The 13,115-nt window shown below is 41.7% G+C and carries 11 protein-coding genes; 6 read left to right on the forward strand and 5 right to left on the reverse strand.

All coding sequences use genetic code 11. The annotated features are described in order from the left end of the window. Positions 1 to 6: 6 nt before the first annotated feature. The 3 genes from arcC (at position 7) to E7T07_RS01140 (ending at position 3,159) form a co-directional block, all read left to right on the forward strand. Complete coding sequence (gene arcC, locus E7T07_RS01130; protein ID WP_135709093.1) at positions 7 to 939, forward strand: carbamate kinase; 933 nt, start codon at positions 7 to 9, stop codon at positions 937 to 939. A gap of 64 nt (positions 940 to 1,003) precedes the next feature. After that, on the forward strand, positions 1,004 to 2,521 hold the full coding sequence (locus tag E7T07_RS01135) for a YfcC family protein (RefSeq protein WP_135709094.1): 1,518 nt from the start codon (positions 1,004 to 1,006) through the stop codon (positions 2,519 to 2,521). 170 nt (positions 2,522 to 2,691) lie between these two features. After that, on the forward strand, positions 2,692 to 3,159 hold the full coding sequence (locus E7T07_RS01140) for an Lrp/AsnC family transcriptional regulator (protein ID WP_135709095.1): 468 nt from the start codon (positions 2,692 to 2,694) through the stop codon (positions 3,157 to 3,159). Positions 3,160 to 3,254: 95 nt separating this feature from the next. On the opposite strand, the gene bamC is transcribed toward E7T07_RS01140, so the two are convergent. Both bamC and dapA read right to left on the reverse strand, forming a co-directional pair. Beyond that, positions 3,255 to 4,259, reverse strand: a complete 1,005-nt coding sequence (gene bamC, locus E7T07_RS01145; protein WP_135709096.1) for an NlpB/DapX family lipoprotein — start codon at positions 4,257 to 4,259, stop codon at positions 3,255 to 3,257. Between the two features lie 120 nt (positions 4,260 to 4,379). Then, the gene (gene dapA, locus E7T07_RS01150) at positions 4,380 to 5,276 is read right to left on the reverse strand and encodes a 4-hydroxy-tetrahydrodipicolinate synthase (RefSeq protein WP_135709097.1); all 897 of its coding nucleotides are present in this window, start codon (positions 5,274 to 5,276) and stop codon (positions 4,380 to 4,382) included. 121 nt (positions 5,277 to 5,397) lie between these two features. On the opposite strand from dapA, the gene bcp reads away from it, so the two are divergent. After that, positions 5,398 to 5,865 carry a thioredoxin-dependent thiol peroxidase gene (bcp, locus tag E7T07_RS01155; protein WP_135709153.1) on the forward strand — a complete coding sequence of 156 codons (468 nt, stop codon included), beginning with the start codon at positions 5,398 to 5,400 and terminating at the stop codon, positions 5,863 to 5,865. A gap of 189 nt (positions 5,866 to 6,054) precedes the next feature. Here the strand turns inward: bcp and E7T07_RS01160 are convergent, their stop codons facing one another. Further along, positions 6,055 to 8,322 (reverse strand): NADP-dependent malic enzyme, encoded by a 2,268-nt coding sequence (locus tag E7T07_RS01160; protein ID WP_135709098.1) that lies wholly within the window; start codon positions 8,320 to 8,322, stop codon positions 6,055 to 6,057. Between the two features lie 213 nt (positions 8,323 to 8,535). On the opposite strand from E7T07_RS01160, the gene rsuA reads away from it, so the two are divergent. Next, the gene (gene rsuA, locus E7T07_RS01165) at positions 8,536 to 9,231 is read left to right on the forward strand and encodes a 16S rRNA pseudouridine(516) synthase RsuA (protein WP_135709099.1); all 696 of its coding nucleotides are present in this window, start codon (positions 8,536 to 8,538) and stop codon (positions 9,229 to 9,231) included. Next, the gene (locus E7T07_RS01170) at positions 9,228 to 10,439 is read left to right on the forward strand and encodes a Bcr/CflA family multidrug efflux MFS transporter (protein WP_135709100.1); all 1,212 of its coding nucleotides are present in this window, start codon (positions 9,228 to 9,230) and stop codon (positions 10,437 to 10,439) included. The genes rsuA and E7T07_RS01170 overlap by 4 nt, the downstream gene beginning before the upstream one ends. A gap of 203 nt (positions 10,440 to 10,642) precedes the next feature. Here the strand turns inward: E7T07_RS01170 and E7T07_RS01175 are convergent, their stop codons facing one another. Together E7T07_RS01175 and E7T07_RS01180 are read right to left on the reverse strand one after the other, a co-directional pair. Next, positions 10,643 to 12,310, reverse strand: coding sequence for a PTS transporter subunit IIBC (locus tag E7T07_RS01175; RefSeq protein ID WP_135709101.1), 1,668 nt, complete (start codon positions 12,308 to 12,310; stop codon positions 10,643 to 10,645). 10 nt (positions 12,311 to 12,320) lie between these two features. Continuing rightward, positions 12,321 to 13,112 (reverse strand): endonuclease/exonuclease/phosphatase family protein, encoded by a 792-nt coding sequence (locus tag E7T07_RS01180; RefSeq protein ID WP_135709102.1) that lies wholly within the window; start codon positions 13,110 to 13,112, stop codon positions 12,321 to 12,323. Positions 13,113 to 13,115 lie beyond the last annotated feature (3 nt).

Genomic DNA, 13,115 nt, shown 5'->3' on the forward strand with positions numbered 1-13,115 from the left:
GGAAATATGAGAATCGTTATTGCATTAGGGGGAAATGCGTTACTTCGCCGTGGTGAACCACTATCGGCAGAGAACCAACGTCAAAATGTCCGCATTGCCTGTGAGCAAATTGCCAAAATTTACCCGAGTAATGAATTAGTCATTACACATGGAAATGGCCCACAAGTCGGGTTGCTTGCATTGCAAGGGGCTGCTTATAAAGAAGTTTCAACTTATCCTTTAGATGTATTAGGCGCAGAATCAGTGGGGATGATTGGCTATATGATCCAACAAGAATTGGGCAATCTTGTTCCATTTGAAGTGCCATTTGCAACTCTACTTTCTCAAGTCGAAGTCGATCCAAAAGATCCAGCATTCCAGAAACCAACAAAACCAATTGGTCCTGTTTATAGTAAAGAAGAAGCAGAAAGATTGGCAAAAGAAAAAGATTGGACTATTGCACAAGATGGTGACAAATACCGCCGAGTTGTACCAAGTCCATTACCTAAACGAATTTTTGAAATTCGTCCAGTCAAATGGTTACTTGAAAAAGGTAGTATCGTTATTTGTGCAGGTGGTGGCGGTATTCCGACTTATTATGACGAACAAGGTAATTTGCAGGGCGTAGAAGCGGTGATTGATAAAGATCTCTGTTCTGCACTTTTGGCAGAAAATCTTGACGCTGATCTTTTTATTATTGCCACAGATGTTGCTGCAACCTATGTTGATTGGGGAAAACCAACGCAAAAAGCGATAGCCAAAGCTTCGCCAGAGGCTATTAGCCAAATGGGATTTGCTGCAGGTTCAATGGGGCCAAAAGTACAAGCTGCCGTAAACTTCGTCAAACAATCCGGTAAAGACGCCGTTATTGGCTCGCTTTCAGATATTGTTGAAATCGTAGAAGGAAAAGCCGGTACAAGAATTACAACGAAGGTATCCGATATTGAATATTATGAATAATTAAATAGGGCGTATCTTGTTTTCAGAGATACGCCTATTCGCCAAGATGGCAAAGGAGTTTCTTATGAGCGAGAAAAAACTATTCCGATTTCCTACAGCATTTTCCATTTTATTTATTATTTTAATTATTGCTGTAGCTCTCACTTGGATTATTCCGGCCGGCTCTTATTCCAAGTTAATTTACAACGCGGCAAATAATCATTTTGTCGTCAAAACCTATCAACAACCCGATAAAATATTACCCGCAACCAAAGAATCCCTTGATAGCTTAAACATCAAAATCGATCTCAATAACTTTACCGAGGGAACTATTCGTAAACCTATTGCGGTTCCCGGGTCTTATCAACGAGTAGAACAAAATCCGAAAAATGTCCAAGATATTGCCATTAGCATGGTTGAAGGGACGATTGAAGCGGCAGATGTCATGGTATTTATCTTCGTACTGGGCGGGATGATTGGGGTTATCAATCGAACAGGATCATTTAACGCAGGATTGACCGCACTTGCTAAACGAACGAAAGGGAATGAATTTTTCATTGTATTTAGTGTGTGCGTACTGATGGCAATAGGCGGTACGACGTGCGGAATTGAAGAAGAAGCCGTGGCGTTTTATCCAATACTTGTGCCGGTATTTTTAGCCTTAGGGTATGATGCCATCGTTTGTGTTGGTGCCATTTTCCTTGCCTCTTCAATGGGAACTGCATTCTCAACGGTTAACCCATTCTCTGTGGTAATCGCCTCCAATGCCGCAGGTATCCAGTTCACCGAAGGCATTATGTTCCGTACTATCGGTTTAATTCTTGGTTCTGCCTGTGTTATCTGCTATATGTATTGGTACTGCAACAAGATCAAAGCGGATGCTAGTTTTTCCTATACCTATGAAATTCGGGAAGAATTTTATAACCGTTATATGAAAAACTATGACCCAAATACAGAATTAGAATTTAATGTTCGCCGTAAAATTATTCTCGCTATATTCTGTATTGCATTCCCAATTATGATTTGGGGGGTAATGGCGGGGGGCTGGTGGTTCCCTGAAATGGCAGCGTCCTTCTTAACCCTAACCATTCTTATCATGTTCATTTCAAAACTCAAAGAACAAGAAATTATCGATGCCTTTACACATGGAGCATCTGAATTAGTTGGGGTTTCCTTAATTATTGGTTTAGCACGTGGTGTCAACCTTGTGCTTGATGAAGGTATGATTTCAGACACAATTTTAGCCTACATGTCTGATATTGTTGCAGGAATGCCAATCACTGCGTTTATCTTAGCGCAATTAGGTATTTTCATTATATTAGGTTTATTTGTACCGTCATCTTCAGGTCTAGCTGTACTCTCCATGCCGATTATGGCGCCGCTTGCTGATGCTGTAGGTATTCCAAGACATATGGTTGTTTCTGCTTATAACTGGGGCCAATATGCCATGTTATTCCTAGCACCGACAGGATTAGTCTTAGTAACCTTACAAATGCTACATATACCGTTTGATAAATGGGTTAAATTTGTTATGCCAATGATTGGTGCCTTGCTTCTTATCGGCGCGACATTACTGATTATCCAAGTACAAATTTACACCTAAAAATAGCCAATACAACCTGTAGGGATGCTAACAAGTATCCCTACCCAATGACCAAAAAAGACAATAAAAGTCTGCATAAGATCACATTTTTGAACATATAGACTTTACAAGTGCCTGACTTTACTTATTATAATTGATTAAAAATTGCTCACGGATAAGAGAATCTTATTATGGTTAATAAAATTTTAGACAACATTGATACCAGAATTCTAAGAGCATTACAACGAAATGGGAAATTACAAAATAATGAATTAGCTAATGAGGTTGGTTTGTCTAATTCTGCTTGTTTAAGGCGAGTAAAATTATTAGAAGACTCTGGAATCATTCAAAAATACACCGCACTTCTGAACCCGAAGAAGCTCAATTGTAATTTTACCGTTTATATTTTAGGTTCATTTATGGACGAAAATATCACAATGAGAGAACATTTTATTTTTGAAATGAAGCTCATTCCCCAAGTCACAGAATGCCATTTAATGGCTGGAGATTATGACTTTATATTAAAATTACAAGTGGCCGATTTAGATGAATTTTATGCTTGTAAAAATAAATATTTAACCAAAGAATTGGGAATTAAAAATTTAAAATCAGAAATCATATTAAAAACAGTAAAAAATACAACTGAGCTCCCTTTGTAAGAAGTTTAGAATATAAACCTTGCCTTATTCTGAAGAACGTTTTGAATAACAAAGCCCACAATATTGAGTATTGTGGGTTTTGTTTCTAGTGAGGTCTATTTTGTCATTAAATTAAGCAAGGCTTGATAAACCGCCTGAGCTTGTTCGCCTGAAAGGGCTTCTTTGTCTTCGTTTGAAATAACCACTGCACTTTGGTTGCCGTATGCGCTTAATTGCATGCTGTATTCCCCATTTTCCAATTCAGGTTGGTTTGTACCGAAGCGTGCCCATTCTGTAGCGTCAATGGCTTTATATTTTAATAGGCGATAACCTCGACCTACGGTTTCTTCTTTAATTTCAAAGCCGAGTTGCGGTAATGCGTCAGCTAATTTTGCCCAAGATTGGTTGAAATTAGAGGATAATCCTAAGGCGAGATGACCGTTGGCGTCATTGACTATTGCCCCTTGGATTGGGCCTGTGGTTTCAGGTAATGCCGTTTCTTGTTGTTGTGTGCGGTAAGCGGTATTGAGCTCACCAACTAAACGGTTAAGTAAATCTGAAGCATAAAGCTCTTTTGCTTTGGTGCTTGGGATGGTCACAATATCATCACGTTTCATGTCTGTGACGGCGACAACTAATGCGTTGGCGTCTCTGGCATGAACTTCTTCGATAATGTAGCGAATTTGAGTATTTGCGCCGTCATCGTTACGTTCCGTGTTTGTCCATTCTGTTTGAATTTGGTTGCCATTGGCGGTAAAGGCAATATTTTTTTCCGTTAACAAACGTTGAACTTGCTGAATGTTGTAAACATCTTGGCGAGTGCTTGGATACACTATAGATGCACGCTCACCATCAAATTGGGCAATGGAATTGGTGATGATTGCCATCGGGGCTGATGGTGGGCGAATGTCTAAGGCTTCGCCTTTTTTGATGTCTTTGGTGGGTAATTGGTAAGTGTTATCCGCGCCAATAATGGTTAAACCCGCCGTGTCTAACGTGGTGAATTCGGTGGTGTCCGCGGCGTGTTTGGCGTAGCTGTCATTGGCTAAACGGCGGCTTTCTGGACTTGAACAAGCAGTTAATGTTGCTAATACGGTAATGGCAATGGCCAATTTTTTCATAATTTATCCCTTTGAACTAAATTTTTGTATATTGTCAGACAATAAATTGATAGCAAAGTTTACGTGATAAATACAACAAAGTCCACGCATGGACGTGGACTTCTCATAGATTAAATAAACTTAAATTAAACCGGCTACTTTTAATGCTGCTTCGACTTTAGGTTGTGCGCTTTCGCTTAATGTGGTTAATGGTAAACGCAATACCGGTGCTTTAATTAAGCCTAAGCGATAAGCCGCCCATTTCACCGGAATTGGGTTGGCTTCAACGAATAAATCGTGGTGTAAGGCATTTAAGCGTTCATTAATTTTGTCCGCTTCCGCAAAGTTGCCTTCTAGTGCAAATTTACACATTTTTGCCATATCTGCGGCAGCAAGGTTGTTTGTCACGGAAATCACGCCTTGACCGCCTAATTTCATGCTTTCTAAACCTGTTGCATCGTCACCGCTTAAGAAAATAAAGTCTTCACCGGCTAATTCTTTAATGGCTTTAACGCGACTTACATCGCCTGTTGCTTCTTTGATACCCACAATATTTTTGATTTTCGCCAAACGACCTACGGTTTCAGGTTTCATATCTGAGCCTGTACGACCCGGTACGTTATAAAGGATTTGAGGTAAATCCGTACATTCTGCAATTGCTTTGAAATGTTGGTACATCCCTTCTTGGGTCGGTTTGTTGTAATAAGGCACAACGCTTAAACAGCCTGCTACGCCGCTGCCTTGCAATTGTTTTGTCATGGTAATCGCTTCGCTGGTGGCGTTGGCACCTGTTCCGGCGATAACAGGAATTCTGCCGGCGGCAAATTCTACGGTTTTTAAAATCACCTTCACATTTTCATCAATACTTAAGGTCGCAGATTCTCCGGTGGTTCCTACGGCAACAATAGCATTGGTGCCTGCGGCAATGTGAAATTCCACTAATTTGCGTAATTCTTCGTAATCAACTTCACCGTGGATATCCATCGGTGTAATCATTGCGGTAATACTTCCGTAGAATAAAGGTTGTGTTGCTGACATAAAAAACTCCTAGTGTCTTTTTATTATATGAATTAGCGTTAAGGATTGCTAAAATATGAACGCTTTGCAAGTCTTTTTTTCGCTTTTTGCGATTTAAGTCAAAAAATAGGAAATTTTTATGATCAATCCATTAAAACAAGGTGAAAAAGCACCGCACTTTTCATTATTAAACCAACACAACGAAACAGTTTCGTTAGCGGATTTTAGCGGGAAAAAAGTGTTAGTTTACTTTTATCCTAAAGCGTTGACCCCAGGTTGTACCACGCAGGCATGCGGTTTGCGTGACATTAAAGCAGAATTGGATGCATTAAATACGGTTGTACTTGGTATTAGCCCTGACGCACCGAAAAAGTTAGCCAATTTTGAAGAGAAAAAAGCGCTGAATTTCACGTTGCTTTCCGATGAAGATCATCAGGTGGCTGAACAATTTGGTGTATGGGGTGAAAAGAAATTTATGGGACGCGTGTACGATGGCGTTCATCGCATTAGCTTTTTAGTGGATGAAAACGGTGTCATTGAACGAGTTTTTGATAAGTTCAAAACGGGCGAACACGCGGATGTGGTGTTGGATTATTTGAAGAATAAGTAGTGAATCAGGAAGTTGGCGATAAGCTCACCAACTTCCTTTTTTATTTGATGTTATGTCACACTTATACAAAGCTGAAATGGCGGTTGGTGAGCTTGTCGAACCATAAGACATTTCAGCGACTGCACAAGACTTACGTTTCGACAGGCTCAACGACCGTCTTATGCGACTGCGACATCATATCTTTTAGCCTTAACCTTGCGCTTTCACGGCGGCTAACGCCACCATATTGATAATACGGCGGACAGAAGACGCAGAAGTGATAATGTGTGCAGGTTTGTTCATTCCCATTAAGATTGGCCCAATGGTAATCGGCTCAGCCGTACCTTGAAGAATGTTTAAGCTAATGCGTGCAGTTTCCATATTTGGCATAACCAATAAGTTGGCAACACCTTTTAATGGGCTGTCAGGCATTAATTCTTCGCGTACTTTTGGCAATAACGCCGTATTAGCGTGCATTTCACCATCAATAGAAAGCGTTGGATCCTGTGCGCGAACGAGATCTAAAACTTGGCGCATTTTGACCGCACTTGGGGTGTTTAATGTGCCGTAGTTTGAGTGTGAAATTAACGCCACTTGTGGTTCAATCCCGAAACGGCGCACTTCTTCTGCCGCCATGAGCGTAATTTCCGCTAATTCTTCAGCGGTTGGATCTTGGTTAACGAACGTATCCGTAATAAAGAGATTGCCGCTTTGCATCACTAAACCATTCACCGCAGCAGGGACTTTGACATTATCTTGAACGCCAATAATTTCTTTGACGACCGCAAGATTTGCCGCATAAGTGCCTACAAGACCACCCACCATGGCGTCAGCATAGCCCAATTCCAACAACGCTGAACCGATAGCGATAGAGTTAGTTAACATACGGCGTTTTGCCATGGCTTCCGTCACGCCGTGGCGTTTTTGTTTGGCGTGATAAAGCGACCAACATTCATCATAGATTTTTTCATTGTCGGTATTGAGAATTTCAAAATCTTTACCGTTTTTGAGTTTTAAGCCTAATTTTTTGATTTGCTCTTCAATGACTGCAACACGTCCCACTAACACAGGGAAGGCAATGCCTTGGGTGACGATTTCTTGCACGGCATACAATACACGAGATTCTTCGCCGTCTGTGAGTAATACGCGTTTTTTGTTTGCTTTAGCTTGATCGAAAACCGGTTTCATAAACAAGCTGGTTTTGTACACGAATTGCGTTAATTTTTCGATATAGGCATTCCAATCAGTAATTGGACGTGTAGCCACACCGCTATCCATTGCCGCTTTGGCAACTGCTGGTGCAATGCGGACGATTAAACGTGGGTCAAATGGTTTTGGGATAATGTATTCAGGACCAAATGACACTTCGCTGCCACCATAAGCGGAAGTCACCACTTCATTTTGTTCTTCAAGCGCCAAGTCCGCAATAGCGCGCACTGCCGCCATTTTCATTTCTTCGTTAATGCTGGTTGCGCCAACGTCTAAGGCACCGCGGAAAATGAATGGGAAGCAAAGTACGTTATTTACTTGGTTCGGGAAGTCAGAACGGCCTGTACAAACAATGGCGTCAGGGCGTACGGCTTTCGCTTCAGGTGGCGTAATTTCCGGATTTGGGTTTGCCAATGCCAAAATTAATGGGTTTGGCCCCATGGTTTTCACCATTTCTTGGGTTAATGCACCTGCTGCAGAACAACCTAAGAAAATATCCGCATTTGGAATGGCATCAGCTAAAGAACGTGCGCCCGTGTCTTTTTGTGCATACAATTTTTTTGTCGCATCCATTTTGTCATCACGACCTTCATAAATGACACCTTTAGAGTCACAAACCGTGATATTTTCACGTTTCATTCCCAATGACACTAACAAATTTAAGCAAGCAATAGAGGCTGCACCTGCGCCTGAAGCCACTAATTTCACGTCTTCGATTTTTTTGCCAATAATGCGTAAACCGTTTAACACGGCTGCTGAGCTGATAATGGCTGTACCGTGTTGATCATCGTGGAACACAGGAATGTTCATACGTTCACGTAATTTTTGTTCGATGTAGAAACATTCCGGTGCTTTAATATCTTCTAAGTTAATACCGCCAAAAGTGGGTTCTAAGGCAGCCACAATTTCAACAAATTTTTCAGGATCTTTTTCATCGATTTCGATATCGAAAACATCCACGCCAGCGAATTTTTTAAATAAAACCCCTTTTCCTTCCATCACAGGCTTACCAGCTAAGGCACCGATATTGCCTAACCCTAATACTGCAGAACCATTTGAAATGACGGCTACTAAGTTGCCGCGTGCTGTATAACGATAGGCTTTGGCAGGATCTGCTTGAATTTCTAAACAAGGCTCGGCAACGCCCGGTGAGTAAGCCAGCGCAAGGTCGCGCTGTGTTGCGAGTGATTTGGTTGGGGTGACTTCAATTTTTCCCGGTTTTGGAAATTCGTGAAAATCTAAAGCGGCTTGACGTAAATCTGACATAATGTTGCATCTCCTGTTGCAGTTGTTGTGAATGTGCTTTTCATGTTGAATTCGTCCATTATACGCTTAAAAATCTTGAAATCTCTGATCTAGTTCAAATTTTCACAAAAAATTTACAAATGTGACACAAAATAAATTTTTTCCTGACCGCACTTATGTTTCCCTTGAAATAGGGTAAAATGAACGCTCATTCATTAGACAGTAAGCAAGAGTAACATGCGTTTAGATAAATTTTTAGCGGAACAAACAGGATTGACGCGTTCGCAAGCGGCGAAAGTATTGCGTCAAGGTGCGGTGGAAATTAATGGCGAAATTGAAAAATCAGGGGCGGTAAAGGTTTCGCCTGCGGATGAGATTATTTTTGATGGCGAACGCCTTGAGTGGGTGGTGGGCAATCAATATTTTATGCTGAATAAACCACAAAATTGTGTTTGCTCGCACGATGACGGCGATTATCCTACGGTTTATCACTTCTTTGATTACCCCTTAGCCGGCCGACTCCATACCGCTGGGCGTTTAGATGCGGATACCACAGGTTTAGTGTTATTAACGGATGATGGCCAATGGTCACACTGTATCACTTCACCCAAACATCATTGCGAAAAGACCTATTTAGTGACGCTGGCAGATCCTGTGGAAAGCCATTATCAAACAGCTTGCGAACAAGGGATTTTATTGCGTGGTGAAAAAGCGCCGACCAAACCGGCTAAATTAGAGATTTTAGATGATTACAACGTGAATTTAACCATTAGCGAAGGGCGTTATCATCAAGTGAAGCGGATGTTTGCGGCGTTGGGAAATAAAGTGGTGGCGTTACACCGTTGGCGCGTGGGCAATGTGGTATTGGATGAACAATTGGAAGAAGGCGAATTTCGCCCATTAACGGAAGAAGAAATAGCGAGTTTTCTATGAGTAGTGATGTAAATATTAAACCCGAATATAAAGCAAGTGCGATCTTTGTGGCAACGCTGGGTATTTTGTCTATGTTGCCACCTTTAGGGATTGATATGTATTTGCCGTCCTTTTTATATATTGCGCAAGATTTAGGCATTACCCCTGAGCAAGTGCAATTCACCTTGACCTTTTTCAGCTACGGTATGGCGGCAGGGCAGTTATTTTGGGGGCCGGTTGGCGATAGTTTTGGGCGAAAACCTATTATTTTGCTCGGCGTGAGCGTGGGGGCAACGGTGGCGTTAATTTTGACGCAGATTAATTCTATTGAAAATTTCACCGCACTTCGTTTTATACAAGGTTTCTTTGGGGCTGCCCCTGTGGTGTTGGTGGGGGCGTTGTTGCGAGATTTGTTTGATAAAAATGAACTGTCGCGGATGATGTCAATGATTACCTTGGTCTTTATGGTGGCACCGTTGCTTGCGCCGATTATCGGTGGACAGATTATTAAATACTGGCATTGGCATATGATTTTTTATGTGATTGGTTTTATGGGGTTATTGAGCTTATCTCTAGTGTCCTTCATTATTCCTGAAACTCATCAAAAAGAGCATCGAATTCCTTTACGTTTGAGCGTGATCATTCGTAACTTCGCGACCCTATGGAAACAAAAAGAAGTGTTGGGTTATATGTTTTCATCGGGCTTAGGCTTTGGCGGTTTGTTTGCCTTTATTACCTCAGGCTCTATTGTGTATATTGGGCTTTATGGCGTTGCGCCTGAAAATTTCGGTTTCTTCTTTATGTTGAACATCGGCATTATGACCTTCGGTTCCATAATGAATGGGCGTTTTGTGCGTAAAATCGGCGCAGAACGAATGATGCAAATTGGCTTATCTATTCAGTTTATTTCTGCAATTTGGCTCATTTTAACCGCACTTTTGGATCTCGGTTTTTGGAGCATGGCAATCGGTGTGGCGTTTTTTGTCGGTCAAAACTCGTTGATTTCATCTAACGCCATGGCATCGATTTTGGAAAAATTCCCGACTATGGCAGGTACAGCCAATTCTGTGGCAGGTAGCGTACGCTTTGCCCTTGGTGCAACGGTAGGATCCCTTGTGGCACTAATGAAAATGGATAGCGCGGCACCAATGCTTTATACCATGAGCGCTTGTTCGCTAGGTGCGGTATGTTGTTATTATTTCTTGACTTATCGGACGATTAATAAATAGAAAAGATTGGATGGTGTAAGGACAAAATATTTGCCCCTGATTACCACCCTATACGAGCCGTATAGGATTATTGAATCTGAGCCGCATTGCGGCTCTTTTTTCAGTCCCGGCGGGGCTGGGATTAATGAACCTAGCACGGCTCGTGCTAGGTTATTTATCAGTAGTTGGGGCAAAAATATTTTGCCCCAATATATCTTTGTTATCTAACTTTTCGGGATTTCTACACCGGATGAAAGTAGATCTTGAATATCAGATTTCAATACATCGGCTTTTGGCCCGTAGATAGCTTGGATACCTGTGCCTTTGATGATTAAGCCCATGGCTCCGGCTTGTTTCCAACCGGCTTCATCGCCCACGAGTTCCGCATTGTGAACAGTGATACGCAAACGTGTCATACAGGCATCCACATCGGCGATATTGTTACGTCCGCCCAGTAAATTCACGATTTGTATCACTTGTGCGCTTGCGTTAGCAACGGTTGGCTCGTTGCTTGAGCTGTTATCATCGGCATTTTTCGCATCGTAGTTACCGTTACGACCGGCTGTGGCGAGATTGAATTTCTTAATCATAAAGTTAGCGATAAAGAACATCACTACGGCGAAAAGGATAGAGACCCAAATAAAGTTGATCACATCCATGCCAATTCCCGCTTTTATCGACATTGGTGTACGGGTTAAAAACTCGATATTACCGAATGAATGTACACGTAAATCCACAATATCCGCCATCGCAAATGCAGCACCTTGCATTAAGGCATAAACAATGTAAAGCGGAAGTGCCACGAACATAAACATATATTCAATTGGCTCGGTTACGCCGGTTAAGAACACCGCAAGAGCAGAAGAAAGGAAGATCCCTTTGTAGATATTTTTCTTATCTGCATCTACGTTGATATACATGGCTAAGGTTAAGCCCATTAAGATACCGCTTGAGCCAATCATTTGACCCACTTTGAAGCGCGCCGGCGTTACCGTTGAAAGCAAGTTGTTGTATTGGTCTAGGCTTCCCGCATCTTTAAGGTTAATTAAGTCACTGATCCAAGCCAGCCATAATGGGTCTTGACCAAATACTTGCGTACCTTGATGTGCGCCTGTTAAGAAAGTGTAAGTACCGCCCAATGAGGTGTAGTTCATTGGAATGGTGAGCATATGGTGTAAGCCAAAAGGTAACAATAAACGCTCTAATGTACCGTAAATAAATGGCGCAAGAATTGGCGCGGTATTTTGTGAATTTGCAATCCATTGACCAAAGTGGTTAATCCCTGTTTGTACCAACGGCCAGAAAATAGACAAAATTAACGCCACAATTACAGAACGATAAATCACCACGAAAGGCACGAAACGTTTACCGTTAAAGAACGTGAGTACTTCAGGTAATTTGCGGAAATTGTAGTATTTGTTGAACGTTGTTGCGCCCACAAAACCGGCAATAATCCCCACAAACACCCCCATATTTAAGGCAGGTTGTCCGAGTACATTAACGAAATAGTTTGCTACAGGAATATCGCCCGCTAACAGTGTGCTAACGTGTGCATTTGGATCGCTAAGCATATCAAGCTTCACGCCAAAGAAGTTACCGGTAATTAAGTTGATTAAGATAAACGCAAGACCTGCTGCAAAAGCACCGCCGGCACGTTCATTCGCCCAGCTACCGCCAATAGCAAGCGCAAATAAAAGATGAAGATTACCGATAATCCCCCAACCGATTTGGGCGATAATATTGCCGAGACGTAGCACCCATTCGGCATCACTGAGTAACGGCAATGAATTACCGATACTTACCATTAAACCCGCGGCAGGCATTACGGCAATAACCACCATCAGGCATTTACCAAATTTTTGCCAGAATTCAAAACTCAGTAGTTTTTTCATGTTTGTACTCCTAGAAAATGAGATCGACTTCCACACCAAAATGGTCGGAAACCACCGCTTTATTTTTGCCATTGAAAATCACTTGGCTTGATAAAACGCGTTTTGCTTGATTTAAAAAAATGTAATCTAATCGCTTCTCTTCGCTATGGTCACGCCAACCATCAATGGCTTTTTCTACCGTAATCCCCGAATCTTTTTGTTCCGCAAGATCGTAAGTATCAATTAATCCAAGGGATTTAATATTTTCATAGGCTTGCGGATTGGTGATGGCGTCCGTATTAAAATCACCCATTAGAATTTTGAGATGATGGTTTGATGTGCGCTCAACAATATTGCGAATATTTTCAAGCTGATTTTCTTCTTTGCAATCAGGAAGATTAATATGGCAGGAATAACATTCCACCAACTGTCCTTGATATTCCACCGTTAACCCTAAGATTTTACGGGAAAGAATGGAATCTAAACGTTGGTGTTGGCTGCAATAAAACGGATCCACATCGTATACAGGTAAGCGCGTTAAAAAGGCGATTCCTTCATCATATTTATCGTAGCCAATGTGTGAGTTGCTCCAAAACAGCGAATATTTTTGCTCAACCTGTTGGTTAATTTGGCGTAATAAAATTACGCCATAATTATCTTCTTTTAAGCTAGCGGAAAGAGCAGGGGCTGACATTAGTTGATTGACTTCTTGCAAAGCAATCACATCGTAGCCCTTTTCCACAATGGTTTGAGCCAGTGTTTGGATTTTATCCGCTTGGTTGTCCTCCAACCAAGCGTGTACATTGAGGGTGAGTAATTTCATTTT

It is taken from the genome of Actinobacillus porcinus (assembly GCF_901764995.1).
In the GTDB taxonomy this organism is placed as follows: Bacteria; Pseudomonadota; Gammaproteobacteria; order Enterobacterales; family Pasteurellaceae; genus Exercitatus; species Exercitatus porcinus.